The 18,647-nt window shown below is 62.5% G+C and carries 19 protein-coding genes; 3 read left to right on the top strand and 16 right to left on the bottom strand.

The features are described 5' to 3' along the window. Positions 1–66 precede the first annotated feature (66 nt). From AC066Y_RS20980 to AC066Y_RS20995, 4 genes are read right to left on the bottom strand one after another with little or no spacing between them, the layout of a single operon-like run. Complete coding sequence (locus tag AC066Y_RS20980) at positions 67–1,167, bottom strand: ABC transporter ATP-binding protein (RefSeq protein ID WP_478275529.1); 1,101 nt, start codon at positions 1,165–1,167, stop codon at positions 67–69. 12 nt (positions 1,168–1,179) lie between these two features. Beyond that, positions 1,180–2,001: an ABC transporter permease gene (locus AC066Y_RS20985; protein ID WP_478275530.1), complete on the bottom strand. Its 822-nt coding sequence runs from the start codon at positions 1,999–2,001 to the stop codon at positions 1,180–1,182. Further along, positions 2,001–2,852, bottom strand: coding sequence for an ABC transporter permease (locus AC066Y_RS20990; protein WP_478275531.1), 852 nt, complete (start codon positions 2,850–2,852; stop codon positions 2,001–2,003). The genes AC066Y_RS20985 and AC066Y_RS20990 overlap by 1 nt, the downstream gene beginning before the upstream one ends. A 25-nt stretch (positions 2,853–2,877) precedes the next feature. Beyond that, positions 2,878–3,891: an ABC transporter substrate-binding protein gene (locus tag AC066Y_RS20995; protein ID WP_478275532.1), complete on the bottom strand. Its 1,014-nt coding sequence runs from the start codon at positions 3,889–3,891 to the stop codon at positions 2,878–2,880. 199 nt (positions 3,892–4,090) lie between these two features. Here AC066Y_RS20995 and AC066Y_RS21000 point away from each other — a divergent pair, with 199 nt between their 5' ends. The 3 genes from AC066Y_RS21000 to AC066Y_RS21010 all read left to right on the top strand — a co-directional run bounded on the left by AC066Y_RS21000 (position 4,091) and on the right by AC066Y_RS21010 (position 5,641). After that, the gene (locus AC066Y_RS21000; protein ID WP_478275533.1) at positions 4,091–4,615 is read left to right on the top strand and encodes a thiamine pyrophosphate-binding protein; all 525 of its coding nucleotides are present in this window, start codon (positions 4,091–4,093) and stop codon (positions 4,613–4,615) included. Next, on the top strand, positions 4,609–5,238 hold the full coding sequence (locus tag AC066Y_RS21005) for a thiamine pyrophosphate-dependent enzyme (RefSeq protein WP_478275534.1): 630 nt from the start codon (positions 4,609–4,611) through the stop codon (positions 5,236–5,238). The genes AC066Y_RS21000 and AC066Y_RS21005 overlap by 7 nt, the downstream gene beginning before the upstream one ends. Before the next feature lie 226 nt (positions 5,239–5,464). Continuing rightward, on the top strand, positions 5,465–5,641 hold the full coding sequence (locus AC066Y_RS21010) for a hypothetical protein (protein ID WP_478275535.1): 177 nt from the start codon (positions 5,465–5,467) through the stop codon (positions 5,639–5,641). A 171-nt stretch (positions 5,642–5,812) separates the two neighbouring features. Here the strand turns inward: AC066Y_RS21010 and AC066Y_RS21015 are convergent, their stop codons facing one another. The 12 genes from AC066Y_RS21015 to cofC all read right to left on the bottom strand — a co-directional run bounded on the left by AC066Y_RS21015 (position 5,813) and on the right by cofC (position 18,641). Then, positions 5,813–7,210, bottom strand: coding sequence for an NAD(P)(+) transhydrogenase (Re/Si-specific) subunit beta (locus AC066Y_RS21015; protein WP_478275536.1), 1,398 nt, complete (start codon positions 7,208–7,210; stop codon positions 5,813–5,815). Positions 7,211–7,253: 43 nt separating this feature from the next. After that, the gene (locus AC066Y_RS21020) at positions 7,254–7,571 is read right to left on the bottom strand and encodes a proton-translocating transhydrogenase family protein (RefSeq protein WP_016841609.1); all 318 of its coding nucleotides are present in this window, start codon (positions 7,569–7,571) and stop codon (positions 7,254–7,256) included. An 11-nt stretch (positions 7,572–7,582) separates the two neighbouring features. Then, positions 7,583–8,707, bottom strand: a complete 1,125-nt coding sequence (locus tag AC066Y_RS21025; RefSeq protein WP_342713340.1) for a Re/Si-specific NAD(P)(+) transhydrogenase subunit alpha — start codon at positions 8,705–8,707, stop codon at positions 7,583–7,585. A gap of 140 nt (positions 8,708–8,847) precedes the next feature. Further along, on the bottom strand, positions 8,848–9,030 hold the full coding sequence (locus tag AC066Y_RS21030; RefSeq protein WP_478275537.1) for a hypothetical protein: 183 nt from the start codon (positions 9,028–9,030) through the stop codon (positions 8,848–8,850). 30 nt (positions 9,031–9,060) lie between these two features. Then, complete coding sequence (locus AC066Y_RS21035) at positions 9,061–9,765, bottom strand: ABC transporter ATP-binding protein (RefSeq protein WP_478275538.1); 705 nt, start codon at positions 9,763–9,765, stop codon at positions 9,061–9,063. Beyond that, the gene (locus AC066Y_RS21040) at positions 9,752–10,549 is read right to left on the bottom strand and encodes an ABC transporter ATP-binding protein (protein WP_478275630.1); all 798 of its coding nucleotides are present in this window, start codon (positions 10,547–10,549) and stop codon (positions 9,752–9,754) included. Before AC066Y_RS21040 ends, AC066Y_RS21035 begins: the two co-directional genes overlap by 14 nt. A 5-nt stretch (positions 10,550–10,554) precedes the next feature. Beyond that, positions 10,555–11,589 carry a branched-chain amino acid ABC transporter permease gene (locus tag AC066Y_RS21045; RefSeq protein WP_478275539.1) on the bottom strand — a complete coding sequence of 345 codons (1,035 nt, stop codon included), beginning with the start codon at positions 11,587–11,589 and terminating at the stop codon, positions 10,555–10,557. Continuing rightward, a complete protein-coding gene (locus AC066Y_RS21050; RefSeq protein WP_092116278.1) occupies positions 11,586–12,458 on the bottom strand; it encodes a branched-chain amino acid ABC transporter permease in 873 nt (290 codons plus the stop codon). The genes AC066Y_RS21045 and AC066Y_RS21050 overlap by 4 nt, the downstream gene beginning before the upstream one ends. Before the next feature lie 110 nt (positions 12,459–12,568). Continuing rightward, entirely contained in the window at positions 12,569–13,732 is a 1,164-nt protein-coding gene (locus AC066Y_RS21055) for an ABC transporter substrate-binding protein (RefSeq protein ID WP_176529640.1), read from the bottom strand. Between the two features lie 277 nt (positions 13,733–14,009). Then, a complete protein-coding gene (locus AC066Y_RS21060) occupies positions 14,010–15,185 on the bottom strand; it encodes a pyridoxal-phosphate dependent enzyme (RefSeq protein WP_478275540.1) in 1,176 nt (391 codons plus the stop codon). 358 nt (positions 15,186–15,543) lie between these two features. Then, complete coding sequence (gene cofH, locus AC066Y_RS21065; RefSeq protein WP_478275541.1) at positions 15,544–17,949, bottom strand: 5-amino-6-(D-ribitylamino)uracil--L-tyrosine 4-hydroxyphenyl transferase CofH; 2,406 nt, start codon at positions 17,947–17,949, stop codon at positions 15,544–15,546. After that, on the bottom strand, positions 17,949–18,641 hold the full coding sequence (gene cofC / locus AC066Y_RS21070) for a 2-phospho-L-lactate guanylyltransferase (RefSeq protein WP_478275542.1): 693 nt from the start codon (positions 18,639–18,641) through the stop codon (positions 17,949–17,951). Before cofC ends, cofH begins: the two co-directional genes overlap by 1 nt. Positions 18,642–18,647: the final 6 nt, after the last annotated feature.

An 18,647-nucleotide genomic window follows, 5' to 3' on the forward strand; every position in this document is an offset into this window, starting at 1 on the left:
CAAGCCCCACAATATACCGCAAGCTCGATTCCTTCACCCGCGCACCGCTGCGAAAGACGATTGCGATCAGGCTGCCGGAAATGCCGAGCACCGATCTGCCTGAATGGCGATGCCGACAGGCGCCCCCATTGGCCAGCGCAGAACGGCCTGCTCGCCCGGGGATCGCACCAGCAGCCGCTCCCCGGCGCACTCGATCTGAAGATCGACGTGGCCGCCCTGGTAGATCTGAGCAACAACGCTGCCCTTGATGGCGCACGGCTCCTCGGGCGCCACAACACTGAACTGCTCGGGGCGGACGAACAGGTCAACCGCCGCGGACTTCTCGAGCCCGGACAGGCTCTCGCCCGACACGTTCACCAGGGCATCGCCAAGCGCGACGGTCGCTTGCTTGGCCTGCATGCTCACAAGCTGGCCACGCAGCCTGTTGTTGTCGCCGACAAAGCCGGCCACGAATGGGTCCGCCGGGCTGCGATAGACGTCGACAGGGCTTCCAAGTTGCCTGATCCGGCCCTCGGACATGACAGCCACACGATCGGACATGCTCAAGGCCTCGCCTTGGTCGTGCGTCACAAAGATCGTGGTCAGACCAAGGTTGCGCTGAATTTCCCGCAGCTCCACCTGCATCGAGGTCCGCAGGCTCTTGTCCAGCGCCGAGAACGGCTCATCGAGCAGCAAGACGGTCGGGTTGATGACGAGTGCGCGCGCGAGCGCAACGCGCTGCTGCTGGCCGCCGGACAATTGCCGGGGCCTGCGGTTCTCCATGCCCTTCAGCTTGACCAGCGCCAGCGCATCGGCGACGCGCTTGTCCCGCTCAACCCTGGGGACCCGCCGCGTCTTCAGACCATAGGCGACGTTTTCCGCCACACTCATATGCGGAAACAGCGCGTAGTTCTGAAACATCATGCCGATGCCGCGCTGGTAGGTTGGAATGTCATTCACGCACTTGCCTTCGATCGAGATCGAACCGCCGTCCGGCCCCAGAAAGCCCGCGGCCAGCTTGAGCAGCGTGGTCTTACCGCATCCAGATGGACCAAGCAGCGTCACGAACTCGCTGCGGCCAACGCCGAGCGTAACGGCGCTCAGGGCCACGACATCGTCAAATCGCTTGGTCACGGCGTCGAAATGGACCGCCGTTTGTTCCCCTTCAACATTCGCAGACGGCTGCAAAATCCGTGCTCCCTAGTGAGACTGCTCGATATTGAGGACCTTGCCGAGGCCCAGGAACGCATTGGCAAAGGCGATCAAGGCGGCGGTGCCGACAATATACATGACCGACAGTGCCGCCATCGAGGGATCAGCGAACTCGCGCACGTAATTGTACATCGCGACAGGAAGCGTTTGGGTACGCTGCGAGGTCACGAACAGCGAGGCCGTGAACTCGTTGAACGAGAGGATCGCCGCGAACAGCCAGCCGCTGACGAGCCCGGGCAGCAGCAGCGGCAGGGTGACGGTGGTCAGCACGCGAAGCGGCCCGGCGCCGAGGCTCGCAGCAGCGTGTTCATAACTCTGATCGAGATTCCTCAGCGAGACATACACGCTGCGCAGCACGAACGGCAGCACGAGGATAACGTGGCAGATCACGACGACCGCAAAACCGCGGCTCAGGCCGACTTGCGCCGCGAGGATGAGAAAGCCGAGCCCTACCGTGAAGTGCGGAATTACCAAGGGCGAAATGAGGATTCCCTCGATGGCGGACTTGAGCGGAAACTTGTACCGGTCGATGACAAACGCGAACATGCCGCCAGCGCACAGCGCGATCGTCGAGCTCCAGGCCGTGACGATCAGGCCGTTGAAGAACCCTTGTCGAAAATCCCCGTAGGCGAGGGCCCGACCGAACCATCGCCACGACCAGGTCTGCGGCGGAAACGACAGGATAGGCTTGTCGTTGAACGCGGCGATCGTCACGACCGCCGCCGGCAGCACAAGAAAAGCGATGATGACGAGCACCGTCAACAATCCCACCCAGCCGACCACTCTCTGATAGGTCGAGCGCGGAATCATCAATGCACCTCGATCTTCTGAAGCGGTCGGGAGGCAAGCTGAAGCAGTCCAAGCACGAGGGCCGTCAAGGCCAGCCCAGCCACGCACAATGTCGCGGCGAAGGGAAAGTTGAAGCTTGAAAATCCAAGCTGGTAGACCAGATTGGAGATCATATTGACGCGGCCGCCGCCGATGAGTTGCGGCGTGGCGAATGCCGAGAACGTCCAGGCGAACGCCGTCGTGGTGCCGGCGACCACGCCGGGCAAGGACAACGGCAACGTCACGGTCAGGAACACCCGAATGGGACCGGCTCCCAGGCTTTCAGCCGCCCGGGAATAGTCGCGGTCGATATGAGACAATCCGGCGGCCAGCATGATGACCATGACCGGCAGCGTGACGTGCACGAGAGCAACCACAACGCCGAATGGCGTGAACATCAGCTGCAGCGGCTTGCCGATGACGCCGAGCGACAGCAGCAAGGAATTGATGAAACCATTGTTGCCAAGGACGATGATCCACGCATAGGTGCGAACGACCTCGCCCAGAAACAGCGGCGTCACGACAATCACGAGGAGAGTGGAGCGGAGGATCGGCTGTTCGACGCGCACAAGCGCATAGGCCAGCGGATATCCGACGATCAACGTTACGACCGCGGTCATCGCGCACAAGACGACGGTATCGAGAAACACGCGCGCGTAGAGCGGTTTGAGAAGGTCGGCGAAATTCCCCAGCGTAAATCCGCCGGGGTCGAGCGATCCCGGCACATATGCCCTGAGGCTGTATTGCAGAACCGCAACCATCGCCGCGAGGAACCCGATCGCACAGAGCGTCGCCGGCGCCGTGAAGATGCGCAGAAATGGCTGCTGATTCATGATGCGGGACCGATCTGGCAACGGATCAGTTCATGATGTTTTCAGCAAACCATTTGCGCCATTCCGCCGTCTTGTTGGCGCGCAGCTTGGCGTCGATGTTGATCTGCTGCTTCCATTGCTCCGCCGACGTGAAGACGCCCGGAAGCTTGGCGATTTCAGGATCGATCTTCGCGTTGAGGACTGCCGGACTTCCCTTCTTCTGCTTCGAGATCTCGGCCTGAATTTCGGGGTCGTAGAGCGCGTTGATGAACTTGTATGCGAGATCGACCTTCTTTGACCCCTTCATGACCGCGACGGTGTCGATTCCCAGCACCGCGCCCTCTTTCGGCATCGCGAGCGTGATCGGAATGCCCTGCCCGATCATGTAGTAGGCGTTCATCGAAAGCACGATCTGCACCGGCGTCTCGCCGCTCGCGAGCAGTTGCTGGCTGTTGGCGTCATTGGTGTAGAACGCCTTGAAGTTCGGCTTGAGCGCCTTGAGCTTCTCCTCGCCTTTTTCCCAATGCGCCGGGTCGGCGCCGGCAAGAATGGCGGCGACCGCAATGATGTGGCCGGGGTCGAAATCCGGAGCGGCAAGCCTGTCCTTCAACTCCGGTTTCCAGAGATCATTCCAGCTCTCGAACTTGGTATCCTTGATCAGATCGGGCCGGTAGCCGATCGTGTAGACATAGGCCCAGGCGCCGAGGTGGTAGGGACTGATCCGCGCCTCGTCCGCGAGGTTCTTCGCGTTGGGGATCTTCGTGGTATCGATCGTCTCGAACAACCCGTCATTGGCATAGAGCCACCCGACATGCGACGTCGTGAACGTCACGTCGCTTTCGGGATTTCCCTTGGCGAGCTTTTCCTTGTTCAGTCGATCGATGGTGCCGCCGGTGATGAATTCAACCGGGACGCCGGTTTCGGCGGTGAATTTCCTGGCCACCGTCTCGGCCACCAGATCGCGCCAGCTGCCGCCCCAGATACTGACAACGAGCTTGTCTTGTGCATGAGCCGGCAATGCAATCAGAACAGCGATCAACACGGACCAACGGCGAAGCATAGCTGCAGTCTCCCTCCAGCGAGGGAATGCAGCGCCCGGCTCCAGCTGCAATCCTCGGTCATGAAATTAAAATTATCATCTGCTTAATAGTACCTTTTATCAGGCACCTCATCGACCCGCAATAGGTTTGTCTTATCGACAATAGTACCTTTTGCGATTAGCCTGCGCACCACGTTGGTTGAAATCACGGAGGCAGTCGATGACGACATCGACGGAAGCTTTAGAGGCCCATCGGCCGTCTGCCGTTCTCAATACGCTCAAGCGTCTAGGTTTCGGCACCGTCGTCTCTGTCCCCGACAGCTGGCTGGGCGAAATCCTCATTCGCATCGACCAGGAGCCGGGCATGACGCTGGTGCGCGCAACGCATGAAGAAGAGGCGCTTGCAATCGCTTGTGGAAGCCGGCTGGGTGGCGTCCGCACCGCCCTGCTTGTGCAGAATGCCGGTGTGCTCAGCATGGGTGCGGGCATGGTGTCGCTCGCGCAGCGTTATCAATTTCCGCTTCTGATGCTGGTGTCCTACCGCGGCACGCCGGATGATCCGGTCTTCTATCATGTGCCGAAGGGCCGAGCGACGGAGCTGGTCTTCCGCGGCATCGGCCTCGCCCATGCCTGCACCGACCGATACCGCCCGATCGGTCCCCAGGTCGAACATGCCGCAACCTATGCGGAAGAAGCCTCATGTCCGTTTGCCCTGCTCATGGGTCGGGAGGATATCCAGTGGTGACCAATGCACGACCGACCCGGGCGGAATACTACAGAGCGCTTGCCGGCAGTCTGCCGTCCCGCGCGCTCGTCGTGACGTCGCTCGGCAATGCTTCGTATTTGTGGGCATCGGTGCATCACGCGCCAGAGAACTTCTACTTCGAAGACGCCATGGGACTGACACTCCCGCTGGCGCTGGGCCTGGCGCTCGCTCAACCGGACCGTCCGGTCATTGCTGTCGAAGGCGATGGCGCCCTGCTCATGCACATGGGCGCGCTCGTCACGATTGGCGCCATGAACCCGTCAAATCTCACCATCCTCCTGATCCAGAACGGCGTTCACGCAGCTTCGGGTGGCCAAGCCTTGACCAACGCGACGCTCGATCTGGCACAACTGGCGCGGGCCTCGGGAATCAAGCACGCCGAGAACCTAAATGCGCCGAGCGCACTCGCCGCCGGCATCGCCGCGGCCGAAAGGCGCGATGGCGTCGGAGTCCTGGTTCTGGCGACAGAGCCCGACATCGAAGTCGTGCGGCCGCCGATCTCACTCGATCCGGTCGCGACAAAACATCGCTTCCTGGCTGCGATCGAGGCACCACGTTACGTCCCGACGCTGTTCGGCGGCGGGATGCTCGAGCGGCCCTAGTCGACCAGCACTTCCCTTGCACAAATCCATGGCGGTCCGCTTCATTGCCGAAGCGGGCCGCCGTTTTCACATGTTCCCACATGCCACCCGGCCGCCGGAAGACGCTGCGATCTTAGGCATAGGACGTCGAAACTTTGAACTTGTCCGCCGTTCGTCACTTAGTACGATGTATAGGACGATAGACTACTCCCCGGTTCGCTCGCTCTTGATAAGGACGACGACAACGATGCACAGCAATCAGGACGCCTTGCGGATCGATGTGGCCGCGTCGATTTCCGTCGGCATGCCGGTTATTCACTTCAATGACGGCGGCTCCGCGGTCGAGACGAACAAGTTTGGTGAGACAGCGGCTGCGGGTCAGCCGCAACGCAGCGAGCATCGAATGCCGGTGCCCCAAGCCTAGCTCATGTGGATTTGCTCGTCATCCGGTGAGGCATGGCCTTCCCTCGAACTCATTCTGGGCCGCACGCTGTCGCCGCGGAGCCCGATCGGATCCGGCGCTTCATAGGCCGTCTGCTTCCAGCTTAGCCAATCGCAAGGCCCTGGCACAGGCTGGCGCCATACGCCGCCCGCCCTACATCGCCTTGACGATGTTCTCGGTGACCTTCTTGGCGTTGCCGAGCAGCATCATGGTGTTGTCGCGGTAGAACAGCGGGTTGTCGATGCCGGCATAGCCCGAGGCCAGCGAGCGCTTGATGAACATCACGGTGCCGGCCTTCCAGACCTGCAGCACCGGCATGCCGTAGATCGGCGAGGTCTTGTCCTCTTCCGCCGCCGGGTTGGTGACGTCGTTGGCGCCGATCACGAACGCGATGTCGGCCTGGGCGAACTCCGAGTTGATGTCCTCGAGCTCGAACACCTCGTCATAGGGCACGTTGGCTTCGGCCAGCAGCACGTTCATGTGGCCGGGCATGCGGCCGGCCACCGGGTGAATGGCGTACTTCACCTCGACGCCTTCCTTCTTCAGGATATCCCCCATCTCGCGCAGCGCGTGCTGGGCCTGCGCCACCGCCATGCCGTAGCCGGGCACGATGATGACCTTGGAGGCGTTCTTCATGATGAAGGCCGCATCATCCGCCGAGCCGAGCTTGGCGGGCTTCTGCTCGCCCGAGCCGCCGCCGGCCGCCGCGGTCTCGCCGCCGAAGCCGCCGAGGATCACCGAGATGAACGAGCGGTTCATCGCGTGGCACATGATGTAGGACAGGATCGCGCCCGACGAGCCGACCAGCGCGCCGGTGATGATCAGCGCCGAGTTGCCGAGCGTGAAGCCGATGCCGGCCGCGGCCCAGCCGGAGTACGAGTTCAGCATCGAGATCACGACCGGCATGTCGGCGCCGCCGATCGGGATGATCATCAAGACGCCGAGCGCCAGCGCGATGATGGTGATCAGCCAGAAGTCGAGCGCGCTGCCACTCATCACCAGGCCGACGATGAAGAACACCAGCGCCAGGGCGAGCACGATGTTGATGACGTGGCGGAACGGCAGGATGATCGGCGCGCCGCTCATCCGCGCCGACAGCTTCAGGAACGCGATCACCGAGCCGGTGAAGGTCAAGGCGCCGATCGCAACGCCGAGCGACATCTCGACCAGGCTCTGCGGATGGATGTTGCCGGGCGTGCCGATATCGAACGCCTCGGGGGCGTAGAACGCGCCGGCGGCGACCAGCACCGCGGCCATGCCGACCAGCGAGTGGAACGCGGCGACGAGCTCGGGCATCGAGGTCATCGGCACCCGGCGCGCGATCACGGCGCCGATGCTGCCGCCGATCGCGATCGCGACGATCACCAGGAGCCAGGCGATGCCGTCGGCCGGCGGATGGCTCGCCAGCGTGGTGGCGACCGCGATCGCCATGCCGATCATGCCGAAGAAATTGCCCTGGCGCGACGATGCCGGGCTCGACAGGCCGCGCAGCGACAGGATGAACAGCACCCCCGCCACGAGATACAGAACAGCAGCCAGATTGGCGTTCATCTCAGGTCCCCCTTTGTCTTCGTCACCCCGAGGTGCACGCCGCTCACTTGGCTTTCTTCTTGTACATCGCCAGCATGCGCTGGGTGACCAGGAAGCCGCCGAAGATGTTCACGCAGGCGAAGATCAGCGCCACGAAGCCGAAGCCGCGGGCCCAGCCCGATCCGCTCGACACCATGCCGACGCCGACCGCGAGCAGCGCGCCGACCACGATCACCGAGGAGATCGCGTTGGTCACGCTCATCAGCGGCGTATGCAGCGCGGGGGTCACCGACCACACCACGAAGTAGCCGACGAACACGGCAAGAACGAAGATCGACAGCCGGAACACGAACGGATCGACGGCCTGCGCGAGATGCTCCATGGCTTCTCTCCTTACTTCGGCTGGAAGTTGGGATGGATGACGGCGCCGTCTTTGGTCAGCGCGGTGGCCTTCACCAGCTCGTCGTCCCAGTTGACCGCGAGCGCCTTGCTGGCCTTGTCGACCATCGTCTCGATGAACGAGAACAGGTTGCGCGCGTAGAGGCTCGAGGCCGAGGCGGCGACCCGGCCGGCGACGTTGGTGTAGCCGACGATCTTGATGCCGTCGGTCTCGACCACCTCGCCGGGCCTCGCGCCCTCGACATTGCCGCCGCGCTCGACCGCGAGATCGACCAGCACCGAGCCCGGCTTCATCGACTTCACCATCTCGCCCGAGACGAGCTTCGGCGCCGGACGGCCGGGGATCAGCGCGGTCGTGATCACGATGTCCTGCTTCTTGATGTGCTCGGCGGTCAGCGCGGCCTGCTTGGCCTGATATTCCTTGGACATCTCCTTGGCGTAGCCGCCGGCGGTCTGCGCGTTCTTGAACTCCTCGTCCTCGACGGCGAGGAACTTGGCGCCCAAGCTCTCCACCTGCTCCTTGGTGGCGGGCCGCACGTCGGTCGCGGTGACGACGGCCCCGAGCCGCCGCGCGGTCGCGATCGCCTGCAGGCCGGCGACGCCGACGCCCATCACGAACACTTTGGCGGCCGGAATGGTGCCGGCGGCGGTCATCATCATCGGGAAGGCCCGGCCGAACGCTTCGGCGCCCTCGATCACCGCCCGGTAGCCGGCGAGATTGGCCTGCGAGGACAGCACGTCCATCACCTGGGCGCGGGTGATGCGCGGCATCAGCTCCATCGCAAACGCCGACACGCCGGCATCGGCCATCGCCTTCAGCGCCGCCTCGTTGCCATAGGGATCCATGATCGCGATGACCAGCGCGCCGCGCTTGTACTTCGCCAGCTCGGAGGCCTCCGGCCGCTTCACCTTGATGATGATGTCGGCATCCTTGAGCGCGTCGGCGCTGACGGTGGCGCCGGCCGCGACAAGCTCCGAATCGGGCAGCCCCGACTTGACGCCCGCGCCCGGCTCGACCGCGACCTCGGCGCCGAGCGCCTTGAACTTCTTGATGGTATCGGGCGAAACCGCAACCCGCGGCTCCGACGCATCGATTTCCTTGGCAACGGCGATCTTCACGCTCACAGCACCACTCTTGAGAACCAACGAGGTCATTCACCAGATCCGCGACGCAAGCTCGGCATTTCCCAGAGGATCGTCCTCGATCCCAGGGTGGCCGCCCGTGTCGCAGGATTTTCGGGCTTGGCAACGCCGACGCATCAATCGCGCGGCGTCTCGAGCCCAAAGGAGACAATTCCGCCGGGCTCGAAGTCGGCGCATCGTTGCGCAAACTTGACGATCTCAGCACGAGCCTTGCGATCCCGCACCCTCATGAACGACGCGAGAAGCACCAGGCATTCGTCGGAACCCACCTCGCCCCTCGCTCGCGCCGCACCGCCCATGAGAGTCTCGTCATTCCTGCTCACTGACCGTCATCCACCCAAGTAGGCAGATCGCACGTGTTCATCGTCGATGAGATCCTTGCCGCTGCCGGAAAGAACGATCGAACCGGTCTCCAGAAGATAGGCGTAGTCGCACATCTCAAGGGCCGAGTAGGCGTTCTGCTCGACCATCAAGACCGTCGTCCCAGATTTCCTGATGCCATCGATGATCGAGAACACCTGTTCGACGATGTTGGGCGCCAGGCCGAGCGATGGTTCGTCAAACATCATGAGCCTGGGCTTGGACATGATCGCGCGCCCGATCGCCAGCATCTGCTGCTCGCCGCCGGACAGTGTTCCCGCCACCTGATGCCGGCGCTCGGCAAGTCGCGGAAACATCCCGAAGATCCGCTCCCGATCCGCCGCGATCTCCCGACGGTCGGAGCGCAGATAGGCGCCCATATCGAGATTTTCGTCGACGGTCATGTCCGGGAACACCCGCCGCCCCTCGGGGCAATGTGCGATTCCCTTGCTCAGGATTTCCTGCGCCGAGCACTTCGTAATGTCGTGCCCATCGAACGTGATCCGTCCGGCGGCCGAAGGCAGGATTCCCGAGATCGCCCGCAATGTCGTGCTTTTGCCCGCACCGTTCGCTCCGATCAGAGCGACCAGCTGCCCCTGCCCGATCGACAAGGTGACGCCCTTGAGGGCTTCGACCTTGCCATACCGGCAAACAAGACCGTTAATGTGCAGCATGCCGGCTGGCTCCTTCACCCAGATAGGCACGAATGACCTCGGGATTGCCGCGGATCACCGCAGGCGGCCCTTCGGCAATGATGCGGCCGTAGTTGAGCACGACGATGCGATCGGAGACGCCCATGACCATGGGCACATCGTGTTCCACCAGCAGGATCGACATGCCGCGGCCGTGCAACTTGTTGAGCAGCTCCATGAACCGGGCGGTTTCCGTCGCATTCATGCCCGACACCGGCTCATCCAGCAAAAGCATCGACGGGTCGGTTGCAAGTGCAAGGGCGACGCCGAGCAGACGCTGGTCGCCGTAAGACAGCGACCCGGCGAGTTCGTCGGCCCGGCGCGCGATCCCGACGATCTCGAGCAGCTCGTGCGCAAGACTCCTCAACTCCGCCTCGGCGCGCCCTTCGCGCGGCAGCGCCAGCAGCGTATCCAGCAGTGTCGACCGGCTCCGCCGATGCAAGCCGATCATCACATTCTCGAAGACAGTCACGCTCTGGAACACGCTGGTGCGCTGAAAGGTCCGCGCCAGGCCGAGCGACGTGACTTCATGCGGCTTGAGGTTGCTGAGCGAGGTATTCTTATAGCGCACCTCGCCCTTGGTCGGCCGGAGAAAGCCGGTGATGACGTTGAAGGCGGTCGTCTTGCCGGCGCCGTTTGGTCCAATCAGGCTGACAATCTCACCCTGGTTGACGACGAAGCTCATGTCGGTGATCGCAATCAGTCCGCCGAAATGCACGGCGATATGTTCAACGGACAGAACTGGCTGCGGGGCGTTGGAGGGCATGGTGCTCATGGCGTGTCGTGCATCTTGGCTTGGAGAGGCTCCGGATCCGCGCGGGTGCTAGGTGCTGCGAACCACTTCTCGATGGCGGGGACAATGCCCTTCGGCAACACGAAGACGATGATGATCATCAGCAGGCCATAGAGGATCCACTGGATCTCAGGCGTAGCGAAAGACCGGGCCGCGACGGGAATGAAGCCGAAGATGAGGCCGCCGACGATGGGTCCCGCAAGGGTCCCCTTGCCGCCCGAGATGACCATGATCACCATCGTGACCGTGTAAAGAAACGCAAACACGTCGGGATCGATGATCTTGAGGTAATGGGCGTAGAGGCTGCCGGCCGCCCCCGCGATGCCGGCCGAAAACACCGCGGCCAGCACCAAATAGCGGGTGACGTCGATCCCGACCGAGACTGCCAGCGACTCGTTCTCCTTGAGCGCAATCATCGCGCGCCCGACGCGGGAGTAGACGAGACGCTGGATGACGATGTAGGACACCACAAGGACGGCAAGCACGAGATAATAGTTGGATTGCTTGCTGTAGAAATCGAGATAGCCAACTCCGGGCAGCCCCAGCGTCATCGGCGGGATCGAGGTCAAGGCCAGCGGCCCTTGGGTCAGTTCGACCCAGTTCAGGGCGACCAGCCGGACCACTTCCGCAAAGCTGATGGTCACGATGACGAAGTAGGCGCCCCGCACCTTGAAGGACAGCTTACCGACGGCATAGCCGCAGAGCGCTGCAATCAGGGTGCCGATCACAAACCCGGTCCAGACCGGCCAGGGTTCGTGAACCACTCGGATACCGCCGATCAACTCGACATCGAAGCCCAGCGACACCAGCGCGCTGGTGTAGGCTCCAATTCCAAAGAATGCGACGTGACCAAGGCTCAGCTGTCCGGTGTATCCGAGCAGGAGATTGAGGCTCATCGCCGCGACAATGAGGATACCCGTCGTGATGAAGGCGTTCAGCAGATACGGATCGTGCAGCCAAAGCGGGACCGATGCGAATGCGGCGAGCGCGATATAGGGGATCAATCGCTTCATCCGATCCGCTCCGCGCGTGCAAAGAGGCCGGTCGGCTTGAAGAGGAGAACGACGATGATGATCAGAAAGCCCATGGCATCGCGGTAACCCGACGAAACGTATCCGGCACCAAGCTCCTCGGCCAACGCCAGCAAGAAGCCGCCGATGGTGGCCCCGCCGATGCTGCCGAGACCGCCCAGGATGACGATGGCGAAAGCCTTCAGCGAAGCGAGATTGCCCATTTGCGGGGAGATGACGTAGACGGGTCCGAGCAATGCACCCGCCGCTGCCGCGAGGCTCGAGCCGATCGCGAACGTCGCCATGTAGATGAACTGGATGTTGACGCCCATGAGCGAAGCAGCATCACGATCCTGGAAGGTGGCGCGCATCGCCTTGCCGAGTTTTGTGCGGTTGATCAGGAGATAGGACACGCCGATCAGGGCAAGGGCAGCGCAGAAGACGAACAAGCGCAACCAGGACACCGAAATCGAACCAATGACGAGCGGAAGTTCCGGGAACGGCGTCGAAACCGACTTCGCGACACCACCCCAGACGAACTGCTCGCCATTCTGCATCACGATCATGGCGCCGATCATGACCAGCATGGTCGTATCGATGTCCGCACCACGCATCGGGCGCAGCAAGACGACCTCGATCAGCGCACCGGCAAAGCAGCCCAGGACGACCGCCACGATCAGCGCAAGGAAGAAGTTGAGGCCGAGCATCACGCCGACGAAATACAGCGCATAGGCTCCGAAGGAGTAAAGCTCACCATGCGCGAAATTGACGACGCGCATGATGCCAAAGATGAGCGTGAGCCCGATGCCCAGCAGCGCGTAGGTGCTGCCCAGAATGAGCGTGTTGACGATGTGTTGCAGAAGCTCGGTCATGCTGATTTTTTCGGCCGAAAGACCGCTGATCCTCTCTTCAGAGCATGTTTATGGGCGAGGCAATGCCAAGGCGCCACCAATTTTGGTGGCGCCTTCCGCTATCGTCGAGCTCAGGAGCCCGACAGGATGATCTTTTCGTTCTCGATCTTGATCAGATAGAGGTTGGGCATGCTCTGGCCGCTTTCCTTGCCGGTCGGCCCTTGCTTCTGGAACTTGATCTGACCATTCAGGCCGGGAAAGTCGGTAGTCCAAAGCGCATCGGTGATCGCCGCGGGCTCTGCCTTGCCGGCCCGCTGGATCGCATTGGCGATCGTGCGAATTCCGTCGTAGCCGCGGAAGCTTTCAGTCGCGCCGGCGATCGCATAGCCACGCTTTTTCCACTCGCCGAGGAAATACTTCGTCGCTGCCGGGTCCGGGGTCTTGTCCGGATACCAGGGCGCGAAGGTCGTCAAATGCATGGAGCCGTTCGCTGCGGCGCCGGCCTGCTCGATCAGCTGATCCGGATTTTGCGAGCCGCCGGTGGTGACGATCCGCTTGGTGATGCCGAGCGCTGCGGCCTGCTTCAACACCAGGGTCAGCTGCTCGACCGCGGTCGTGACCATGATCGTGTCCGAGTCGGTTGCCTTGATCTTGGCAAGCTGCGCGCTCATGTCCTGGGCGGCCTGATCCATGATCTCCACGAGGCCGACCTGAATGTTCTGGGCCTTCATGATCTTGCCGAAGTCCTCGGCTGATCCACGGCCCCAGTCATTGTTGATGACGAGGAAGTCGGCCTTCTTGATGCCGAGCGACGGCATGATGGACTTGAACTCGGTCGCCTCGACCGACGACGGCGGCGAGATGCGGAAGATGTAGGAGTTGCCCGACGTCGTGATCTTGCTCGAGGAGGAGGTCTCCACCACCATCGGGACCTTGTATTCCATGAGCTTGGGCATCACCGCGAGCGTCAGGCTCGAGCCCCAGGCACCCATGATCACGGGCACCTTGTCGCCGGTGATCAGCTTCTCGGCGACGGCAGCGGCCTCCGTCGGATTGCTCTTGTTGTCTTCGATGACCAGCTCGATCTTGCGACCGAGCAAGCCGCCCTTGGCGTTGATTTCGTCGGCGGCAATCTTTGCGCCGTTCACGACATAGGTACCGGAAGCGGCGAACGGACCGGTGAGCGGCTCATTGACACCGATCTTGATGGTCTGCGCCGCTGCGCCCGTCGCCAGTGCGGTCGACATCGCCGCGGCGAGGGCCGCGCCCGTAATCAATCCGTGTGCTCGCTTCATCTTTCCTCCTGTGCTCGCATGAGCCGTGCCTAGGGAACGAAACACCAGTGCAGCGCGCCAGCTTATGGGCGCTGGCCATTTGTCACCGCCGGGATGATCCTATCATCCTATTCTTAGTATCTTAAAGATACTTCTAATCCGTCGTCAAGCAGGCGCCCTGCTCTATTTTTGTTTTCGCAGTGCCCTCATTTGACGCAGCCGCTCATCATTTGCGCGATTGCTTTCGCCTAGACCAATTTCGAAACTCCTTCGACGGACACGATGCCGCGCGTGCCGGTCAAGCGTTCGCCAAATTCGCTTCTTTGTTGAACTCGATGGTGAGTTGATCCCATTCGCCCAAACTGTCCTGAATTTTGCTCCAGAAGGACTGCGAACGGCGCCGCTCAAAATCGGCGACTGAAACCCCCTGCTGCTCGACCCAGGTGTAGTAGCCGAGGTTGAAGACGGCGCGGCGCGAATGCTCCGTCAGCTCGACGACGTTGTCGGAGGCGGCCCCGAGCAGGCAGGCGCCGAAGATTTCGGCGGCGTTCACCTGATCAAGGCCACGCGCGTAGTGCTTCTCCTCGAACTGTTTGCGCTCGCTGCGGTACATGGAAGCGCTGTCCGTCGCCACGGTGACAATGGCCTTCTCGGGCCCGTAATTCATCTGCTTGGCCAGCTTGATCGAGGCGATGATGTTGGCGAGCCCGGAGATGCCGATATGGTCAAAGGCGCACACGAGCGCGGGTTCGAGGCTGCGGCGCGTCTCGAGATAATCCCGGCCCGCTTTCGAGCCGAACAGCAGATTGAGCTGGTCTGTGGTTCGGTCCGAGACCCCGACAACGAAGTCGAGGTTCATGACATTGTGAATGAGCGGGATGTGCTTGTCGCCGATCCCCTGAATGTTGTGCTCGCCATAGCCATTGTTGAGCATCGTCGGACATTCGAGCGCCTCGACCGCAACGACCTTCGAGCCCCAGCGTCTCTTGAGAAAATCACCCGCGGCGATCGTCCCCGACGATCCGGTTGCTGAGACGAAGGCCGCCAATTCGTGGTTATCGTCCTGGTTGAACGCCTTGAAGGCATCTTCCGCCGCGCGCCCCGTGCACTCATAGTGGATGAGGTAGTTCGAGAACGACGAGAACTGGTTGAGAATGACGTTGCTGTCGTCGCGCCTGAGCTCCGCGCACTTGTCGTAGATCTCCTTGACGTTGCTCTCGGTGCCGGGTGTCCGGATGATATCGCCTGGCTCCGTCACCCACTTCTCGAGCCATTCGAAGCGCTCGCGGCTCATCCCTTCGGGTAAGACGGCAACGCCGCGACAGCCGAGGATCCGCGAAACGGCGACACCGCCACGACAGTAATTGCCGGTGGAAGGCCAAACAGCCTTCTGTTTGGATGGATCGAACCGCCCGGTCACGAGCTGCTCGATCAAGGCGGCATAGGCCGGCAGGACCTTGTGCGCGCCGATCATCGGAAAGCGATCGCCGAGCAACACGATGATCTTGGCATCGACGCCGGAGATCTCTTTTGGCAGCACGATATGGCCCGGCACCAGGTCCCTGCCCCTGCGGTCTTCCGCATTGTACCAGTGCATGCGCCAGAGGTTCGCGGCGCTCGGCTCATCCGGCCCTACCGCCGCAATGTCCTCCCATACCCTGGCCGACGGAAGCGGCGGGTGCGCGAGCTGCGAGAAGGTCGGCAGCTTCAGGTTAAGTTTGCGCGCTTGCGCCGCGGCTTGCCGCCAGCCTTTCCTGTCGACGACATTCGGCTCGATTACAAACGCCATTTCCAATCATCCCTGTTGAATCTCACGGCCTCGCCCGGGTCCTCTAGCACCCCGCGGATCGCATGCCCGTGCTGGTCTGCCGCTCATGGACCGCGTCAAATGAACGCTGCCTCCGAACGTCATCCGCGACGCCATACGTCGTCGTGCGCTGACGCGGCACACGGCCGGCCGAAATGATGATCGATTCGAGCTCCTCCGGCGTCATTTCCTGGCCGTGCGAGGCGCCGGCCGACCGCGAGATGCTCTCATCCATCAGTGTGCCGCCGAGGTCGTTGACGCCAGCCGAAAGACAGTGCCGCAGCCCCTCCGGTCCCATCTTGACCCAGGACGCCTGGATATTGGTGATGTGCGGGTTGAGGACGAGGCGCGACACCGCGTGCATCAAGATCGCCTCACGGAATGTCGGCCCCGGTCGCGCCCGGCCCTTGAGATAGACCGGCGCTTCCATGTGAACGAACGGCAACGGCACGAGCTCGGTAAATCCGCCGGTCTCCGCCTGCAAGCGCCGCAGCCGGAGCAGATGCCGCGCCCAATGGTCGTAGCGCTCGATATGGCCGAACATGATGGTGGCCGTCGATCGGAGCCCGATCGAGTGCGCCGTGCGCATGACTTCGAGCCACTGCTGGGTCCTGATCTTGTCCGCGCAGAGCGTCTCGCGCACCTCGTCGTCGAGGATCTCGGCGGCCGTTCCGGGCAGCGTGCCCAGGCCGGCCGCCTTCAGCTCCTGCAGGAATTCGGCGACAGAAATACCAAGCGTGTGCGCCCCTTGATGGATCTCGAGCGGCGAGAACGCATGGAGATGCATGGCCGGGACGGCGCCCTTCACGGCCCGACAGATATCCAGATATTTCTGCCCCGTATAGGAAGGATGGATGCCGCCCTGCATGCACACCTCGGAGGCGCCGCGGTCCCAGGCCTCGGTGACCCGCTGCGCGACTTCGGACATCTCGAGGTCATAGGGACGCCCGCGCAGATTCTCACTCATCTTCCCCTTCGAGAAGGCGCAGAACTGGCATTTGAAGGAACAGATGTTGGTGTAGTTGATGTTGCGGCATACGACGTAGGACACTACGTCGCCGTTGACGCTGCTCCGCAATTCGTCGGCCGCCCGGCAGACGCTGGTAAAGTCGCGCTCGTGAGCGCGGAACAGCCTGACGATCTCGCCCTCCGAAAGCTCATCGCCGCGCTGGGCCTTGGCAATGACGGATGTGACCTCGCCGCCGTGCGGGGTGCGCTGAGCGGATTTCAACCATCCGAGCTCGCGCGATGGAAGCCCGCCGATGTGGCCGGGATGCCAGTCGTCGGTGCGCGGAAATCCGTCGCCGTCGATGCGATCGAGGACCGACTTCAGCAGCTTGTTGTCGAGCCAGCGCGACGGATAGCGCGCGAAACTCGGATAAATCGGCAGCCGCTTCTCGAGCCGCTTGCCGGTTGACCGCGTTGCAGCCTCCAGGAGCCGCAGATGCGGCCATGGTGCTTCGGGATTGACGTGGTCCGGCGTGACCGGCGACACGCCGCCCCAATCGTTGATCCCTGCCGCAACGACGCGCCCTAGGGCCGCCGGGCTGAGGTTCGGCGGCGCCTGAATGTTCATCTCCGGCTCGAATATCAAGCGGGCGACAGCGACGGTCCAGAGATGATCGTCCACGGAGGGCGCCGGCGCATTGGCCATGCGTGTCCCGACCTTCGGCCGGAAGTTCTGGACGATGATCTCCTGCAGATGGCCATGCGCATCGTTCAAGTCCCGCAGCGCGAGCAATGCATCGATCCGTTCGGCCCTGGTCTCCCCGATGCCGATCAGGATTCCGGATGTGAACGGAATGGCCTGCTCACCGGCAGTCTTGATCGTCTGAAGCCTGACGGCGGGCACCTTGTCCGGCGATCCGAAGTGGGGGCCGCCCTTGGCGCAAAGCCGGTCGGACGCGGACTCCAGCATGATGCCCTGCGAGACCGATACCTTGCGCAGCATGGCAAGGTCGCGCTCGCTCATGATCCCGGGATTGACGTGAGGGAGCAGGCCGGTTTGCTCGAAGACGGCCCTGGCGACTTCGGCGAGATACGACAGCGAGGATTCGTGGCCCAGCCTTGTCAGCTCCTCACGCGCGACGCGGTAGCGAAGCTCGGGCTTGTCGCCGAGCGTAAATAGCGCCTCGTGACAGCCGGCCTCCTTGCCGGCCCTGGCGATGGCGACCGCCTCCTCGATCGAGAGATACGGCTTGACGTTCGAACGCGGCGCGTGAGCGAACGTGCAGTAGTGACAGACATCGCGGCAAAGCTGGGTGAGCGGGATGAACACCTTGGGCGAATAGGTGATGACGTCGCCGTGCGCGGCATCCCTTCGCCTGGCGGCGGCCATTAGGAGCTCATCAATGTCAGCAAGATCGATGAGCTCGTAGGCCTCGCTTCGGGACAGGCGACGGTCGAACGGGAGATTCAAGACGGACGTCATCAGAACAGCCTCACGGGGACGGGATGGTCGTCGCTGCCGAAGCGCTCGGCAATCTTGAGCTCATCAAGAAACGAACCTGTCGTTCCGAGGTTTTGCGACGAGATCAGATACGGACCAAAATCGATCGGGCAGTCGATGTCCTTGCCGATGCCATGCGACTTGAACACGCTGCAGCTCAGTTGCCGCTGCCGCGCCAGGGAGCGGTGGGCGCGGAAACTGTCTTCGCCAAACCGAGGCTCCAGCATGTCGGGCGACCGCATCGCCAGGGCATTTGTGCCACCGTCGTAAAGCGCAGGTACGAGCACGATCGGCGTGTGGTCCAGCAGCCGGATGACGTGCTCGAAGTCCTCCGGACGGGCGAACGGAATGTCGGCGGGGACAACAAGAACCCGCCGCCCGTACGGTTGGAACGCATCGAGGCCACGCTGCACCGCGGCGTTAACGCCGGTCTCGACCTCGTCGAAGATCATGGCCGCGCCAAAGCGCTTGGCGATCGCAAACGCTTCCGGATCGGCGCTCACCACGGCGATGCCCGACAGCGCGCGCGTATCCCGCAGGTTTCCGAGAACATCGCACAGCATGGCTTGCGCCAGTTTTGCGCGCTCGGTCGCCACCAGGATATCGCCCAGCCTGCCTTTTGCTTGACTGAACCGCTTGACAGGCACCAGGGCCCAGGTTTCGGAATCGTCCATCGCTCC

It is taken from the genome of Bradyrhizobium sp. USDA3010 (assembly GCF_056429065.1).